General features: G+C 71.5%; 15 protein-coding genes. 4 read left to right on the forward strand and 11 right to left on the reverse strand.

Going from position 1 to position 14,974, the window contains the following annotated elements; genetic code table 11:
* Positions 1-74: 74 nt before the first annotated feature.
* Both recG and ACZ4XJ_RS19535 read right to left on the reverse strand, forming a co-directional pair.
* On the reverse strand, positions 75-2,276 hold the full coding sequence (gene recG / locus ACZ4XJ_RS19530) for an ATP-dependent DNA helicase RecG (RefSeq protein WP_362875869.1): 2,202 nt from the start codon (positions 2,274-2,276) through the stop codon (positions 75-77).
* 26 nt (positions 2,277-2,302) lie between these two features.
* The gene (locus ACZ4XJ_RS19535; protein ID WP_468496869.1) at positions 2,303-3,967 is read right to left on the reverse strand and encodes a DAK2 domain-containing protein; all 1,665 of its coding nucleotides are present in this window, start codon (positions 3,965-3,967) and stop codon (positions 2,303-2,305) included.
* 242 nt (positions 3,968-4,209) lie between these two features.
* On the opposite strand from ACZ4XJ_RS19535, the gene rpmB reads away from it, so the two are divergent.
* Entirely contained in the window at positions 4,210-4,395 is a 186-nt protein-coding gene (gene rpmB / locus ACZ4XJ_RS19540) for a 50S ribosomal protein L28 (RefSeq protein ID WP_073911113.1), read from the forward strand.
* 137 nt (positions 4,396-4,532) lie between these two features.
* Here the strand turns inward: rpmB and thiD are convergent, their stop codons facing one another.
* Positions 4,533-5,351 carry a bifunctional hydroxymethylpyrimidine kinase/phosphomethylpyrimidine kinase gene (gene thiD / locus ACZ4XJ_RS19545; RefSeq protein WP_362875867.1) on the reverse strand — a complete coding sequence of 273 codons (819 nt, stop codon included), beginning with the start codon at positions 5,349-5,351 and terminating at the stop codon, positions 4,533-4,535.
* The gene (locus tag ACZ4XJ_RS19550) at positions 5,348-6,331 is read right to left on the reverse strand and encodes a thiamine-phosphate kinase (protein WP_362875866.1); all 984 of its coding nucleotides are present in this window, start codon (positions 6,329-6,331) and stop codon (positions 5,348-5,350) included. Before ACZ4XJ_RS19550 ends, thiD begins: the two co-directional genes overlap by 4 nt.
* A gap of 272 nt (positions 6,332-6,603) precedes the next feature.
* Between ACZ4XJ_RS19550 and ACZ4XJ_RS19555 the strand changes: the two genes are divergently transcribed.
* Together ACZ4XJ_RS19555 and ACZ4XJ_RS19560 are read left to right on the forward strand one after the other, a co-directional pair.
* Positions 6,604-6,837, forward strand: coding sequence for an Lrp/AsnC ligand binding domain-containing protein (locus ACZ4XJ_RS19555; RefSeq protein ID WP_281206340.1), 234 nt, complete (start codon positions 6,604-6,606; stop codon positions 6,835-6,837).
* Between the two features lie 23 nt (positions 6,838-6,860).
* Positions 6,861-7,352 carry a DUF3515 domain-containing protein gene (locus ACZ4XJ_RS19560; RefSeq protein ID WP_362875976.1) on the forward strand — a complete coding sequence of 164 codons (492 nt, stop codon included), beginning with the start codon at positions 6,861-6,863 and terminating at the stop codon, positions 7,350-7,352.
* A gap of 125 nt (positions 7,353-7,477) precedes the next feature.
* On the opposite strand, the gene ACZ4XJ_RS19565 is transcribed toward ACZ4XJ_RS19560, so the two are convergent.
* From ACZ4XJ_RS19565 to ACZ4XJ_RS19575, 3 genes are read right to left on the reverse strand one after another with little or no spacing between them, the layout of a single operon-like run.
* On the reverse strand, positions 7,478-8,635 hold the full coding sequence (locus ACZ4XJ_RS19565) for a D-alanine--D-alanine ligase family protein (protein ID WP_362875865.1): 1,158 nt from the start codon (positions 8,633-8,635) through the stop codon (positions 7,478-7,480).
* A 39-nt stretch (positions 8,636-8,674) separates the two neighbouring features.
* On the reverse strand, positions 8,675-9,685 hold the full coding sequence (locus ACZ4XJ_RS19570; RefSeq protein WP_362875864.1) for an NAD(P)H-dependent glycerol-3-phosphate dehydrogenase: 1,011 nt from the start codon (positions 9,683-9,685) through the stop codon (positions 8,675-8,677).
* Positions 9,682-10,434 (reverse strand): lysophospholipid acyltransferase family protein, encoded by a 753-nt coding sequence (locus tag ACZ4XJ_RS19575; RefSeq protein ID WP_362875863.1) that lies wholly within the window; start codon positions 10,432-10,434, stop codon positions 9,682-9,684. The genes ACZ4XJ_RS19570 and ACZ4XJ_RS19575 overlap by 4 nt, the downstream gene beginning before the upstream one ends.
* Positions 10,435-10,675: 241 nt before the next feature.
* On the opposite strand from ACZ4XJ_RS19575, the gene cofC reads away from it, so the two are divergent.
* Complete coding sequence (cofC, locus tag ACZ4XJ_RS19580; RefSeq protein ID WP_468496870.1) at positions 10,676-11,479, forward strand: 2-phospho-L-lactate guanylyltransferase; 804 nt, start codon at positions 10,676-10,678, stop codon at positions 11,477-11,479.
* A 119-nt stretch (positions 11,480-11,598) separates the two neighbouring features.
* Here the strand turns inward: cofC and ACZ4XJ_RS19585 are convergent, their stop codons facing one another.
* From ACZ4XJ_RS19585 to leuC, 4 genes are all read right to left on the reverse strand, one after another.
* A complete protein-coding gene (locus ACZ4XJ_RS19585) occupies positions 11,599-12,291 on the reverse strand; it encodes an HU family DNA-binding protein (protein ID WP_362875862.1) in 693 nt (230 codons plus the stop codon).
* 144 nt (positions 12,292-12,435) lie between these two features.
* Positions 12,436-12,663, reverse strand: coding sequence for an SCO5555 family protein (locus ACZ4XJ_RS19590; RefSeq protein ID WP_362875861.1), 228 nt, complete (start codon positions 12,661-12,663; stop codon positions 12,436-12,438).
* A gap of 137 nt (positions 12,664-12,800) precedes the next feature.
* Positions 12,801-13,394, reverse strand: coding sequence for a 3-isopropylmalate dehydratase small subunit (leuD, locus tag ACZ4XJ_RS19595; protein WP_362875860.1), 594 nt, complete (start codon positions 13,392-13,394; stop codon positions 12,801-12,803).
* A gap of 3 nt (positions 13,395-13,397) precedes the next feature.
* Positions 13,398-14,822 (reverse strand): 3-isopropylmalate dehydratase large subunit, encoded by a 1,425-nt coding sequence (leuC, locus tag ACZ4XJ_RS19600; protein ID WP_468496871.1) that lies wholly within the window; start codon positions 14,820-14,822, stop codon positions 13,398-13,400.
* Positions 14,823-14,974: the final 152 nt, after the last annotated feature.

A 14,974-nucleotide genomic window follows, 5' to 3' on the forward strand; every position in this document is an offset into this window, starting at 1 on the left:
GGGGTCCTTCGCTGGGGTGGGCGGGATGTCGGTCTCCCGCCCCACGATAGGTCGTGCCGCCGGGGGGCCGCCGTTCAGCCCTTGTCCAGGTACTGCTCCCGTTCGGTGTCCAGCAGGGCGGCCAGCGCGGTGCGCAGTCCGGGCAGCCGCTCCAGGTCGGGGTCTGCGGCGACGACGCGGGTGGCTTCCTCCCGGGCCTGGGCGATGACCTCCTCGTCCTCGATGACGGCGAGCATCCGCAGCGAGGAGCGCACGCCCGACTGGGCCTGGCCGAGGACGTCGCCCTCGCGGCGCTGTTCCAGGTCGATCCGCGAGAGTTCGAACCCGTCGAGGGTGGCGGCGACCGCGGCGAGCCGGGCCCGGGCGGGGCTCGCCTCGTGCATCTCGCTGACCAGCAGGCACAGGCCGGGGGCGGAGCCGCGGCCGACGCGGCCGCGCAGCTGGTGGAGTTGGGAGACGCCGAACCGGTCCGCGTCCATGATCACCATGACGGTGGAGTTCGGTACGTTCACCCCGACCTCGATGACGGTGGTCGCGACCAGCACCTTGACCTCGCCGGCGGCGAAGCGGCGCATCACGTCGTCCTTGTCTGCGGGGTCCATCCGGCCGTGCAGCACTTCGACGGACAGCCCGGACAGGGGTCCCTTGACCAGTTGTTCGGCGATCTCCAGGACCGCGAGCGGGGGCCGCCGGTCGCCGTCCTCCTCGGCGGCCTTCTTCTTCTTGGGCTCGTCCTCGCCGTCGCCGATCCGGGGGCAGACCACGTACGCCTGGTGGCCGTTCTCCACCTCCTCGCGGACCCGCTCCCAGGCGCGGGTGAGGAAGTGCGGCTTGTCCTTGGCGGGCACCACGTGCGTGGCGATCGGGGAGCGCCCGGCGGGCAGCTGGTCCAGGACGGAGGTCTCCAGGTCGCCGAAGACGGTCATGGCGACGGTGCGCGGGATCGGGGTGGCCGTCATGACGAGCAGGTGCGGGGGCTGCTTGCCCTTCGAGCGCAGGGCGTCGCGCTGTTCGACGCCGAAGCGGTGCTGTTCGTCGACGACGACCAGGCCGAGGTCGTGGAAGCGGACCTTGTCCTCGATCAGGGCGTGGGTGCCGATGACGATGCCGGCCTCGCCGGTGACCAGGTCGAGCAGGGCCTGCCGGCGGGCGGGCATGCCCATAGAGCCGGTGAGCAGCACCACCTTGGTGCCCCGGTCTGAGCCGCCGAGCATGCCGCCCTCGGCGAGTTCGCCCATCATCTCGGTGATGGACCGGTGGTGCTGTTGGGCGAGCACCTCGGTCGGCGCGAGCATCGCGGCCTGTCCGCCGGAGTCGACGACGGCGAGCATGGCCCGCAGGGCCACCATCGTTTTCCCGGATCCGACCTCGCCCTGGAGGAGTCGGTGCATGGGGTGGCTGGTGCCCAGGCCGTCGAAGATCTCCTTCGAGACGGTCTGCTGGCCCTCGGTGAGGGTGAAGGGCAGGGTGGCGTCGAAGGAGTCGAGGAGGCCGCCGGGGGTGGCGCGGCGCGGGACGGCCGGGAGCTGGGAGTCGTCGTGCCGGCGGCGGGCCAGGGCCACTTGGAGGACGAAGGCCTCGTCCCACTTGAGGCGTTGGCGGGCGTCCTCGATGTCGGCCTTGGTGGTGGGTCGGTGGATCTTGAGGAGGGCCTCGGTGAGCGGGAGCAGCCCGCGGCCCTCGCGCAGGGCGGGCGGGAGCGGGTCCACGATCTCGCCGACGCCGGGCAGTACCGCGTCGACGCATTTGGTGATCTTCCAGGACTCCATCTTGGCGCAGGCCGGGTAGATCGGGATGAGCCGGCCCGCGAAGGCGCTGGCGGCGTCCTGGTCGGAGGCGTCCGCGCCGAGCGGTTCGTAGGCCGGGTGGGCCAGTTGGAGCTTGTTGTTGAACTTCGAGACCTTGCCCGCGAACATGGCGCGGCTGCCGGGCAGCAGGTCCTTGTGCGGTTTGTGGACGCCGGCGCCGAAGAAGACCAGTTGGAGGCGGCCGCTGCCGTCGGTGATGGTCACCTCCAGGCGCTTTCCGCCGCCTCGGCTGCCCTGGTAGGTCAGCAGTCGGGCGTCGGCGACCTGGGCGACGACGGTGACGTGCTCGTCGATCTGGTCGGCGAGTTCGGCGAGCGGGGTCAGCTCGCCGCGCTCGGCGTACCGCCGGGGGTAGTGGTGCAGCAAGTCCAGGGCCGTGTGCAGGCCGAGCTGCTCGGCCAGCACCTTGGCGGTGGCGGGGCCGAGGGTCTTCTTGAGGTCTTCGTCGAGCGCGGGCACGTGTTCCATTGCACACCATGGCGCCGACAAGCCGGCTATTCCACCCCGATGAGGAGGGGCGCCGACCAGCGTCCGCCCCGGTAGGTGACGGTGTCGACGGCCAGGTGTCCGTGCTGGACGTACGCCTCCAGGTGCGCGGCCAGGGTGTCGGGGACCTCGGGTCCCAGTACGAGGGTGACGAGTTCGCCGCCGGAGCCGAGCATCCGCTCCAGCACCGCCTCGGCCGTCTCGGGCAGGCCCGAGCCTATGACGGCGACGTCCCCGTCGATGAGGCCGAGCACGTCGCCGGCCTGGCAGATGCCGACGGAGGTGAAGGACCGGGCCTCGGCGACGGCGAGTTCCGCGTACCGGGTGGCGCCGGCGGCGGCCGTCATCGCGACGACGTCCTCGTCGAAGCTGGCGTCGGGGTCGTGCACGGCGAGCGCGGCCAGGTTCTGGACGGCGGACCGGGTGGGGATCACGGCGACGCGGACCCCGTCGGCGCGGGCCCGTTCGGCGGCGGCGCCGGCGGCGGCGCGCAGTTCGACGGAGCCCGCGAGCAGGATCACCTCGCGGGCGTGGGCCCGGCCGACGGCGTCGAGGAGTTCGGTGACGGCGGGCGCCTCGCCGGGGCGGGCCAGCACGGTGGTCGCGCCGGCCTCCCCGCACAGGGCGGCCAGCCCCTCGCCCGGGACCACGGCGACCACGGCCCGTTGGGCGCGCGGGGCCTTGGCGCGGCGGCGTTCGTCGCCGAAGTGCGTGATGCGGATCCGGTACGGCCGGCCGGCGACGACTCCGGCCTCCACGGCGGCGCCGGGGTCGTCGACGTGCACGTGGACGTTCCACAGGCCGTCGCCGCCGACCACCACCAGGGAGTCGCCGAGTCCGTCGAGGCGCTCGCGCAGCTCGCCGACGGCTTCCTCGGCGGCCTCCAGCAGGTAGATCACCTCGTAGCCGGGTCCGCCCTGTTCCTCGGCGCAGGGCTGCGGCGTCGACGGTACGGGCACGGCCCGGCCGCGCACCGGCTCCTCGGCGGGCGCCTCGCCGGACAGGGCCTGCCACAGGGCCCCGAGTACGGCGACGAGCCCGCAGCCCCCGGCGTCGACGACGCCGGCGCGGCTCAGCGCGGCGAGTTGTCCCGGGGTCTCGGCGAGGGCCGCGCGGGCGCCGTCGTACGCAGCCCTGGCGACGTCGGCGGCGGTGGCGGCGGCGCTCTCCGCGGCGGCCCCGGCGCGGGCCGCGGCGCCCGCGACGGTGAGCATGGTGCCCTCGACGGGGTGCGCGACGGCCTGGTACGCCTCCTCCGCGGCCCTGGTCAGGGCCCGGGCCAGCAGCGTGCCGGGGGCGCGTTCGGCGGGCGCGCGCTCGGCGCCCAGGACGTCGGCGACGCCCCGCAGCAGTTGGGCGAGGATCGTGCCGGAGTTGCCGCGGGCGCCTATGAGGGCCCCGTGCGCGTAGGCGCGTACGGCCTCGGCCAGGGAGGCGGTCCCGGGTGTGCCCTCGGTCACCCCGCCGTCGGTCTTCTCGAAGGCTTCGGTGAGCGCGCGGTGGGCCGCCTCGGCGGTCAGGTAGAGGTTGGTGCCGGTGTCGGCGTCCGCGACCGGGTAGACGTTGATCGCGTCGATGTCCTCGCGGGCCCGGCCCAGTGCGGCCAGGGCCAGCGAGCTCCAGGTGCGCACCGCTTCGGCGTCGAGGGTGTGCGGGCCGGGCTCGTTCGCCACCGGGCGTTCCTCCTTGTGCGGGCCAGGGTTCACCGCAGGGTAACGAAGGGCGGCCGCCGGCCCGGGACCCCGGGGCAGGGCCGGTGGCTCACATGGTAGTTTTCTTGGACCGAAGCAGTCGTTGTATGCTGCTCAGGTTGCCCGTCGAGAGTCGGGCCATTCGTCCGGCAAGCCACTTCAGATCTCTGATTCCGGTGCGCCGGATTTCACTGTAAGTGCATCTGAAGTCTTTGGAGTGACCTGTGGCTGCCAACTGCGACGTTTGCGCCAAGGGGCCGAGCTTCGGCAACAGCATCTCCCACTCGCACCGCCGCACCTCGCGTCGCTGGAACCCGAACATCCAGCGCGTCCGTGCCGTGGTCAATGGGACGCCGAAGCGCCTCAACGCCTGCACCTCGTGCATCAAGGCCGGCAAGGTCTCGCGCTGACGGCCTCCGTCGTCGTCGCGCAGCCCTTCTCGGTTGCCAGAAAGGCCGGTTCACCCAGGTGAACCGGCCTTTTGCCTTGCCCGGAACCTTCCTGAGCCGCCGGCCCCCGGCGTGAACCGGGGACCCGCGCACGGGTTCTAGCGCTTGGTGGTGCCCTTCCACCGCCAGGCGTGGTCCACGGGGCCGATGCCCGCGCCGAGGGCGAAGCCGGCCGCGATGGCGCCGGTGACGTACGCCTTGGCCTCCGTGACGGCCTCCGGGACCGTCCGCCCCTTGGCCAGGCCGGCCGCGACTGCGCTGGCCAGCGTGCAGCCCGTGCCGTGCGTGTGCCGGTTGTCGTGGCGGGGCGCCCGCAGCCAGTGCTCCTCGGTCCCGTCCGTCAGCAGGTCGACGGCCTCGCCGCCGTGCGCCGCGAGGTGTCCGCCCTTGATCAGCGCCCACCGCGCTCCGTGGCCCAGGATCGCGTCGGCGGCCCGCCGCATCCCGTCCTCGTCCTCGACGACGATGCCGGTGAGCTGGGCGACCTCGTCCAGGTTCGGCGTCGCGACCGTGGCCCGGGGCAGCAGTTCCTCGCGTACGGCGTCCAGCGCCGAGGCCGCGAGCAGCGCGTCCCCGTGCTTGGAGACGCCCACCGGGTCCACGACCGCCGGGGCGTCCGTACCGGCCAGCAGTTCCGCGACGGTCTCGACGAGGACGGCCGAGGCCAGCATCCCGGTCTTGACCGCTCCCACCCCGATGTCGTCGACGACGGCCCGGTACTGGGCCGTGACGGCCTCGGGCGGCAGTTCCCAGACCCCGTGCACGCCGAGGGAGTTCTGGGCGGTCACGGCGGTGAGCACGCTCATGCCGTGCACGCCCAGCGCGAGCATGGCCTTGAGGTCGGCCTGGACGCCGGCGCCGCCGCCGGAGTCGGATCCGGCGACGGTCAGGCACAGCGGCGGTACGGGGCCGCTCATCGCAGGTTCTCCTCGGGGGCCGGGTCGGCGCCGAAGTGGTCCCAGCCGCCGGTGCTGGTCCAGGGGGCGCCGTCCACCGTCACCTGGGGCAGCGCGGAGCGGTTCTGGACCTCCCCGATGACCTTCCAGCGCGCCGGCAGCTTCACGTCGGGCGGGAACGTCGCCACGATGGCGTGGTCCTCTCCCCCGGTGAGCACCCACTGGAGCGGGTCGACGCCGACGGCCTGGCCGATGTCGTGCATCTGGGTCGGGATGTCCACGGCCCCCGACCGCACGTCGATGCGCACCTTGCTCGCCTCGGCGATGTGCCCGAGGTCGGCGATCAGCCCGTCACTGACGTCGGTCATGGCGGTGGCGCCGAGTCCGGCGGCCGCCGGACCCGCGTGGTACGGCGGTTCGGGCCTGCGGTGGGCCTCGACGAAGGCGCGCGGAGAGCGGAAGCCGCGCGAGAGCACGGCGAACCCGGCGGCGGACCAGCCGAGCCAGCCGGTCACGGCCACCACGTCGCCGGGGCGGGCGCCGGAGCGCAGCACGGGCTCGTGGTTGCGCAGGTCACCGAGGGCCGTGATGGCGACGGTGATGGTGTCGCCGCGTACGACGTCGCCGCCGACCACCGCGGCGCCCGCGACCTGGCACTCGTCGCGGATGCCGTCCATCAGCTCGGTGGGCCAGGTGACCGGCAGTTCCGCCGGCACGACCAGGCCGAGCAGGAGCGCGGTCGGTACCGCGCCCATGGCGGCGATATCGGCCAGGTTCTGCGCGGCGGCCTTGCGGCCGACGTCGTAGGCCGTGGACCAGTCGCGCCGGAAGTGCCGGCCCTCCAGCAGGATGTCCGTGCTCGCCACGACCCGGCGGTCGGGTGCCGACACCACCGCGGCGTCGTCGCCCGGTCCGAGCCGGACCGCCGGGGTGGTGGTGAGCCGTGAGGTGAGCTCCCGAATGAGCCCGAACTCCCCCAGCTCGCCCACAGTGCCCTTCATCGCTGTGCCCCTTCTTGGCAAGTCCGCTTGCGGTCGCGAGCCGTCACAGCTCTGGGTACCGTCAACAGATACGTCAACTGCTGCTTTCCGTACGCCCCGCGGTGCGTGGCGCCGGGTCCATCGGATCTCCCCACGGCACGTGCGGGAAGGGTCTCCCCGCGGCACGCGGCGACGCGGTACCGTGGCGTCCCTTCGTGCCGGGGCCCGCCCGTTGTCCCCGGGCCCATCCGAAGGTTAGGGGAAATGATCCCCGTGGCCGCCCTGGAGGTTCCGTGGTACAGGCGTACATCCTCATCCAGACCGAGGTGGGCAAGGCGTCGTTCGTCGCCGAGTCCATCAGCCAGATCGCGGGGGTGATCCAGGCCGAGGACGTGACGGGCCCCTACGACGTGATCGTGCGCGCCCAGGCCGACACCGTCGACGATCTCGGCCGCATGGTGGTGGCCAAGGTCCAGCAGGTGGAGGGCATCACCCGCACCTTGACCTGCCCGGTGGTCCATCTGTAGCCCCCGTCTACTCTGGGCCGGTGATGTCACTGCACCGCCGGCCGCTCCGTCTGCTCGCCCCGCCCGCCGCCGCGGTCCTCCTGGCCCTCGCGGGCTGCGCCCCGGGGGATTCCGGGGTCACGGTGGATCCGCCGCCCGCTCCGCCCGCCGACGTCGCGGGGCTCTGTGCGACGCTGCACGAGAAGCTCCCCGAAGAGGTGGCCGGGCTGGCGCGGACCACCACCGAACCGCGCTCGGATCTGACGGCCGCGTGGGGCGGCTCGGCGATCGTACTGCGGTGCGGTATCCCCAAGCCCCCCAAGATGGCGGATCCGAAACAGGAGGGCGTCGAGGTGAACGGCGTCGGCTGGCTGCTGGAGAAGACGGACGACGGCGGGTACCGGTTCACCACCGGGTCACGGCTGGCCTACACCGAGGTCCTGGTCGACGAGGAGCATGCCACGGATGCCGGGATGCTGGTCGGGCTGTCCGGCGCCGTTGCCGAGTCCGTGCCCGTCGGCATCTCGTCCTACTGAGTCCGTCGACGCGTTCCCCCACCGGATCCGTCCCACCGGATCCGCCGCCCGCACACCGCCGCCCGCCGGCCGCGCTCGATGAGCGCGGCGGCGGGCGGTCGGCTGTCCGGGGTCCGGGCCGCCTGCTAGCGCAGCCCGGTGGAGCGGCGCAGCGCCGCCTGGATGAGCAGGTCCACCAGCTGCTGGTACTCGATGCCGGCCTCCTGCCACATGCGCGGGTACATCGAGATGGGGGTGAAGCCCGGCATCGTGTTGATCTCGTTGATGACGAACTCGCCGTCCTCGGTGAGGAAGAAGTCGGCGCGCACCAGGCCCTCGCAGGACGCGGCGTCGAACGCCTCGATCGCCAGGCGCTGCACTTCCGCGGTCTGCTCCGGGGTGAGCGGGGCGGGCACGATCCCGGAGGCGGAGTCGATGTACTTCGCCTCGAAGTCGTAGAAGTCGTGGCTGGAGACCGGCGGGATCTCGGCGGGCGCGCTGGCGCGCGGGCCGTCCTCGAACTCCAGCACCCCGCACTCGATCTCGCGGCCGCGCAGCAGCGCCTCCACGATGATCTTCGGGTCGTGGCGGCGGGCCTCGCGGATCGCGGCGTCCAGTCCGGCGGCGTCGTCGACCTTGGTGATGCCGATGGAGGAGCCCGCGCGGGCGGGCTTCACGAACAGCGGCCAGCCGTGCTCGGCGGCGAAGTCCAGGACCTTGGCGCGGGCCGCGTCCTGGTCGGCCTCCCACTCGCGGGGGCGGATGGTCACGTACGGGCCGACCTTCAGCCCGAAGGACGTGAAGACCCGCTTCATGTAGTCCTTGTCCTGGCCGACGGCCGAGGCGAGGACGCCCGAGCCGACGTACGGGATCCCGGAGAGCTCCAGGAGGCCCTGGAGGGTGCCGTCCTCGCCGTACGGGCCGTGCAGGACGGGGAAGACGACGTCGACCTCGCCCAGGGCCTTGGGAACGGCGCCGGGCTCGGTGTAGACGACCTCGCGGCTGGCCGGGTCGACGGAGAGCACGACGCTGCCGTCGGCGGAGTCGGCGAGCGTCTCCACGCTCGGCAGCTCGCGGTCCGCGATGGCCATGCGCTCGGGCTCGTCGGCGGTCAGCGCCCACCGGCCGTCCGTGGTGATGCCGATGGGCAGCACCTCGTACTTGGAGCGGTCGATGGAACGCAGCACGGCGCCTGCCGTGACGACCGAAATGGCGTGTTCCGAGCTGCGGCCGCCGAACACGACGGCCACGCGGGGCTTGCGGCCCTGCTGCTCAGGGGTCTGGGGGAGGTTCTCGCTGCTCATATCGCCACGAGGGTACCCGTTCGAACGGCCGGAACGGAGTCAGCGCCGTTCCGGTTTGGCGCTGCGTCCCATGAGTTCCTTCAGGGCGACCAGCGTGGGCTTGCCGTGGTGGACGATGTCGACGACGGTGTCGGTGATCGGCATGTCCACTCCGTACCGGTTGGCCAGATCCGCCACCGACTGGCAGGACTTGACCCCCTCGGCGGTCTGCTTGGTGACCGCGATGGTCTCCTCCAGGGTCATCCCGCGGCCCAGGTTGGTGCCGAAGGTGTGGTTCCGGGAGAGCGGCGAGGAGCAGGTGGCGACGAGGTCGCCGAGCCCGGCGAGTCCGGAGAAGGTCAGCGGGTCGGCGCCCATGGCCAGGCCCAGGCGGGTGGCTTCGGCGAGGCCTCGGGTGATGAGGGAGCCCTTGGTGTTGTCGCCCAGCCCCATGCCGTCCGCGATGCCGACGGCGAGGCCGATGACGTTCTTGACGGCGCCTCCGAGCTCGCAGCCGATGACGTCGGTGCTCGTGTACGGGCGGAAGTACGGGGTGTGGCAGGCGGCCTGGAGCCGCTGCGCCACGGCCTCGTCCACACAGGCGACGACCGACGCGGCGGGCTGCCGGGCGACGATCTCGCGGGCCAGGTTGGGGCCGGTGACGACGGCGACCCGCTCGGAGGGGACCTTGGCCACCTCCTCGATGACCTCGCTCATCCGCTTGGCGCTGCCGAGTTCGATGCCCTTCATCAGGGAGACGAGGACGGCGTCGGCCGGGAGCAGCGGGGCCCAGGCGGCGAGGTTGCCGCGCAGGGTCTGCGAGGGGATCGCGAGGACCGCGAAGTCGGCGCCGTCCGCGGCCTGTGCGGCGTCGGTGGTGGCCCGCATGTTCGCGGGCAGTTCCACGTCGGGGAAGTAGTCGGGGTTGGTCCGGCCGTTGTTGATGGCGTCGGCCAGTTCCTGCCGACGGCCCCACAGGGTCACCTCGCAGCCGGCGTCGGCGAGCACCATGCCGAAGGCCGTTCCCCACGAGCCGGTTCCGAAGACGGCCACCTTCACGGGACGTGTCACTTGTTGTCCTCCCCCGCGGCGTCGCGCCGCTGCTGCGCCCTGGCCCTGCGGTGGTCGTAGGGCTGCGCGGGGGCGTTCTCCCCGCGCAGCTCCTCCAGGAGTTTGGTGATGTCGGCCATGATGGCCTCGGTGGCGCCCTTGAGGACGTCCGGCGTGGGTTCCAGGTCGTGGAAGGCCGAGAGGTCCACGGGCGGTCCGGCGAGGACCTGGAGGGTCTTGCGGGGGAACAGGCTGAGCTTGTTCTCCCTGGCATAGGGCGGCATCGCGAGATTCGCGCCCCATTGGGCCACCGGAATGACGGGCGCCTTGGTGATCAGCGCCACCCGTGCGGCGCCGGTCTTGCCGGCCATCGGCCACATCTCGGGATCCCGGGTCAGGGTGCCTTCCGGGTAAAAGGCGACGCATTCACCGCGTTCGATGGCGTCCACGGCGGCCCGGAATGCGTCCAGGGCGTTCGTGGTCTCCCGGTAGACGGGGATCTGGCCCGATCCGCGGAGGATCATGCCGACGAAAGGCACCTTGAAGAGTCCGGCCTTGGCGAGCAATCGGGGCACCCGGCCGGTGTTGTACTGGAAGTGCGCGTAGGACAGCGGGTCCAGATACGAGTTGTGATTGACGGCGGTGATAAATCCACCGTCGGCCGGAATGTGCTCCATTCCCCGCCAGTCCCGCTTGAAGAGCACTACCAGCGGCGGTTTCGCGATGACCGCTGCCAGGCGGTACCAGAAGCCGATTCTGCGGCGGGACACTCGGACACCTTCCTCTAGGACCGGTGCGCGGCTTGGGCACCTCATCGGCCGGACAAGTCTCGCCCCAGGTCCGGTCTCTGTCGAGGACACCGTACGCCCCGCCCGCACCACCGGGCCCCCCAGTGGCCGGTCGGGGGCGACAATGGGCCGACTGATGACCAGGCCATGACCTGCCGATGGCCGGGGGGTGCGTGAACGCGCCGGAGGGAAGGAGTCCGCCACGAACGCCGTGTGGAGTCTGGTGGTTCCGCTCAAGCCCTTGGCGGTGGCCAAGAGCCGGCTCGCGGCGGCCGTCGGCTCGTCCCGCCCGGGATGGGCGCTGGCGTTCGCGCAGGACACCGTGGCGGGGGCGCTGGCCTGCGCGGCGGTGGCGGATGTGGTGGTCGTCACGGACGACTCCCTGGCCGGTGCGGAACTGGCCAGGCTGGGGGCGCGGATCCTGGCCGACGCCCCGGGCGCCGGCCTCAACGCGGCCCTCGCGCACGGCGCCGGGGCGGTGCGCCGGGGGCGCCCCGGGGCTCGGGTGGCCGCGATGAACGCCGATCTGCCCGCTTTGCGGTCACCGGAATTGCTACGCGTGCTCGATAACGCTTCGACATTTCCCCGGGCATTTCTGGCGGATGCGGCGGGAATCGGGACGACTCTGCTTTCCGCTGCTCCGGACGTGGAATTGGCACCCTCGTTCGGAGGGCCCTCCCGGGCCCGGCATTCGGCGTCGGGCGCGGTGGAAATCGCCCTGCCGGACGTCGAGAGCGTGCGTCGGGACGTGGACACCGCGGCCGATCTGCGCACGGCCCTCACCCTCGGTGTGGGCCGCCACACCGCCCGATACAGTGCGCGTATGCAGGCGACCGCGTACACGTACGACTCCCAGACCCGCAGCGGCAGCGTGCTGCTGGACGACGGCACCCCGGTGCCCTTCGGCGCCCCGGCCTTCGACGCGGGCGGTCTGCGACTGCTGCGCCCCGGACAGCGGGTGCGGATCGAGACGGACGGCGAGGGCGCGGCCCTGCGCATCACGCTGGTCACGCTGCAGACCTTCTGACGCGCCTGCCGGCGCCGGCGGGCGCTGCGTCACCACGCACCCCGTTGACCTGCGGGGAAAGCACCGCGGGCCGACTTCCCCACGGTGGGGAAACCGGCCCGGCGTGTGTGACTCGTGCCCTACTTCTTGCGAGCGGTGGTCTTCTTCGCGGTGGTCTTGCGGGCGGTCGCCGTCTTGGTGGCGGGCGCCGTGGTCTTCGCGGTGGCCTTCTTGGCCGCGGGAGCGGTCTTCTTGGCGGTGGTCTTCTTCGCCGCCGCCGTCGTGGACTTCACGGCCGCCTTCTTCGCGGTCGCCGTGGTCTTCTTGGCCGTCGCGCCGGCCTTCTTCGCCGTGGCGGTGGCCTTCTTGGCGGTGGCGGTCGTCTTCTTCGCCGGCGTGGCCGTGGTCTTCTTCGCGACGGCGGTCTTCGCCGCGGCCTTCTTCGCGGTGGTGGCCCTCTTGGCCGCGGCCTTCTTGACGGTCACCGAGGCGCCGCCGCCGCTCAGGCTGCCCTTGGGCGCCTTCTTCACGGACACCTCGCCGCCCTTGGGCAGCTTCTTGGTGCCGCTGACCAGGTCCTTGAAGCCCTGGCCCGCGCGGAAGCGGGGAACAGAGGTCTTCTTGACCCGGACGCGCTCACCCGTCTGCGGGTTACGGGCGTAGCGGGCCGGCCGGTCGACCTTCTCGAACGAGCCGAAGCCCGTGACCGAGACCCGGTCGCCCGCGACGACTGCGCGGACGATCGCGTCGAGTACCGCATCGACGGCGTCGGCGGCCTGCTGGCGGCCGCCCACCTTGTCGGCAATCGCTTCTACGAGCTGCGCCTTGTTCACGTCTTCCCCTTCGGAGACTTCGCCAGAACGAATGTGTTCAAGCTTATTTCGCACGTTAGGCGGATATATACCGCAAATCAAACACGAAACGGGCTAATCACCCTAGTGCCGCAACGATGCAGTCCGTTACGGAGTTCCTTCGCATCAGTCGCCTTCAGGGAATCGACCCTCGTCGAGGTCCTTCATCAACCTGTCCAGGCGCCTTGCCGCGTCGGCGAGATCATGCTTCGCCGCGGCAGTGGCGACCAACAGCTTCCGGGACAGCGCCATCCTTACGCCCTCCGGGACTTGCAGTGTGCGCACCCTTGTGTGTGCTTCTTTCAGTCGGTCGGCGACGAGTTCCCAGAGCTCCAGTTGACTGTCGCGTTCCATGCACAGATTGTGCCATCTGGGGCGAGTTGTCGCCTCACGGGGCCTCAACATACAGCTGTGCCCCCCGCCGGAAGGCGAGGGGCACAGTGTTGTCGATGTGATCACCCGTAGGTGAATAAGCGCTGATCAGGCTGGAATCACGCCCTAATCGTGCGCGGCTTGAACGCCGGGCGGGTGCTTTCGTAGGTGCTGATGTCCCCTTCGTTCTGAAGGGTGAGCGAGATGTCGTCCAGCCCCTCCAGAAGGCGCCAGCGGGCGTTGTCGTCGAGTTCGAACTCCGCCTCGACGCCAGCGGCTCGGACCTTGCGGTCCACCAGGTCGACGGTCACCTCGGCGGTGGGGTCGGCCTCGGTCAGCTCCCACAGCCGCTCGACGGTCTCCTGCGGCAGAACGACGGTCAGCAGACCGTTCTTCAGCGAGTTGCCGCGGAAGATGTCGGCGAAGCGGGAGGAGATGACCGTCTTGAAGCCGAAGTTCTGCAGCGCCCAGACGGCGTGCTCGCGCGAGGAACCCGTACCGAAGTCGGGGCCCGCGATCAGCACGGTGGCGCCCGCGCGCTCCGGACGGTTCGTGACGAACTCCGGGTCCTTGCGCCAGGCCTCGAAGAGCCCGTCCTCGAAGCCGTCGCGGGTGATCTTCTTCAGCCAGTGGGCCGGGATGATCTGGTCGGTGTCGACGTTGCTGCGCCGCAGCGGGACGGCCCGGCCGGTGTGGGTGGTGAAGGCTTCCATGGTTCAGACTCCGGCGGTCGCGGGGGCGTCGGACAGGTCGGCGGGCGAGGCCAGATGGCCCAGCACCGCGGTGGCCGCGGCCACCTGCGGGGAGACCAGGTGGGTGCGTCCGCCCTTGCCCTGCCGGCCCTCGAAGTTGCGGTTGGAGGTGGACGCGGAGCGCTCACCGGGGGCCAACTGGTCGGGGTTCATGCCCAGGCACATCGAGCAGCCCGCGTGCCGCCATTCGGCGCCGGCCTCCTTGAAGACCTTGTCCAGGCCCTCCTCCACGGCCTGGAGCGCGACGCGCACCGAGCCGGGGACGACCAGCATCCGTACGCCGTCGGCGACTTTGCGGCCCTCGACGATCCCGGCGACGGCACGCAGGTCCTCGATGCGGCCGTTGGTGCAGGAACCTACGAAGACGGTGTCGACCTTGATGTCCCGCAGCCGCTGGCCGGCGGTCAACCCCATGTATTCCAGGGCCTTTTCGGCGGCGTACCGCTCCGAAGCGTCCTCGTACGAAGCCGGGTCGGGGACGTTGGCCGACAGCGGCGCGCCCTGGCCGGGGTTGGTGCCCCAGGTGACGAACGGGGCCAGCGTCGTGCCGTCGATGACGACCTCGGCGTCGAAGACCGCGTCGTCGTCGGTGCGCAGCGTCTTCCAGTACTCGACGGCCGCGTCCCAGTCCGCCCCCTCGGGGGCGTGGTCGCGGCCCTTGAGGTAGTCGAAGGTGGTGGCGTCGGGGGCGATCATGCCCGCGCGGGCGCCGGCCTCGATCGACATGTTGCAGATGGTCATGCGGGCTTCCATCGAGAGCTGCTCGATGGCCTCGCCGCGGTATTCCAGGATGTAGCCCTGGCCGCCGCCGGTGCCGATCCTGGCGATGATCGCCAGGATCAGGTCCTTCGCGGTGACGCCCTCGGCCAGCGCGCCGGTGATGGTGATCGCCATCGTCCTGGGGCGGGCCAGCGGCAGCGTCTGGGTGGCCAGCACGTGCTCGACCTGGCTGGTGCCGATGCCGAATGCCAGCGCGCCGAAGGCGCCGTGCGTGGAGGTGTGCGAGTCGCCGCAGACCACCGTGGTGCCCGGCTGGGTCAGCCCCAGTTGCGGGCCCACGACGTGGACGACGCCCTGCTCGACGTCGCCCAGCGAGTGCAGGCGTACGCCGAACTCGGCGCAGTTCTTGCGCAGCGTCTCCAGCTGGGCCCGGGAGACCGGGTCCGCGATCGGCTTGTCGATGTCGATGGTGGGGGTGTTGTGGTCCTCGGTCGCGATGGTGAGGTCGAGGCGTCGGACCTTGCGGCCGGCCTGGCGCAGACCCTCGAAGGCCTGCGGGCTGGTCACCTCGTGCAGCAGGTGCAGATCGATGAAGAGGAGGTCGGGCTCGCCTTCGGCGCGCCGGACGACGTGGTCGTCCCAGACCTTCTCCGCGAGTGTCCTACCCATCGCTTTCCCTCCGGCCGGCCGGTTGTGCCGGCGCTTCATAGAGACCTGGTGCGCCTGATCGCCCGCACCCCCCGCGCGGATCGACGGCTCGGACCCAGTGGTTCGTGGACCCGCACATACAGACTCGCCTGTTCTTGGAAAAATTGAACTTG

This window comes from Streptomyces sp. NPDC029836 (genome assembly GCF_055574495.1).

Bases quoted from the DNA above. Each gene is read 5' to 3' on its own strand.
- thiD (WP_362875867.1), bottom strand. From the start codon at position 5,351: ATGAGCGGCCCCGTACCGCCGCTGTGCCTGACCGTCGCCGGATCCGAC.
- ACZ4XJ_RS19565 (WP_362875865.1), bottom strand. From the start codon at position 8,635: ATGAGCAGCGAGAACCTCCCCCAGACCCCTGAGCAGCAGGGCCGCAAG.
- leuD (WP_362875860.1), bottom strand. From the start codon at position 13,394: ATGGAAGCCTTCACCACCCACACCGGCCGGGCCGTCCCGCTGCGGCGC.
- ACZ4XJ_RS19590 (WP_362875861.1), bottom strand. From the start codon at position 12,663: ATGGAACGCGACAGTCAACTGGAGCTCTGGGAACTCGTCGCCGACCGA.
- ACZ4XJ_RS19560 (WP_362875976.1), top strand. From the start codon at position 6,861: ATGTCACTGCACCGCCGGCCGCTCCGTCTGCTCGCCCCGCCCGCCGCC.
- recG (WP_362875869.1), bottom strand. From the start codon at position 2,276: ATGGAACACGTGCCCGCGCTCGACGAAGACCTCAAGAAGACCCTCGGC.
- ACZ4XJ_RS19550 (WP_362875866.1), bottom strand. From the start codon at position 6,331: ATGAAGGGCACTGTGGGCGAGCTGGGGGAGTTCGGGCTCATTCGGGAG.
- leuC (WP_468496871.1), bottom strand. From the start codon at position 14,822: ATGGGTAGGACACTCGCGGAGAAGGTCTGGGACGACCACGTCGTCCGG.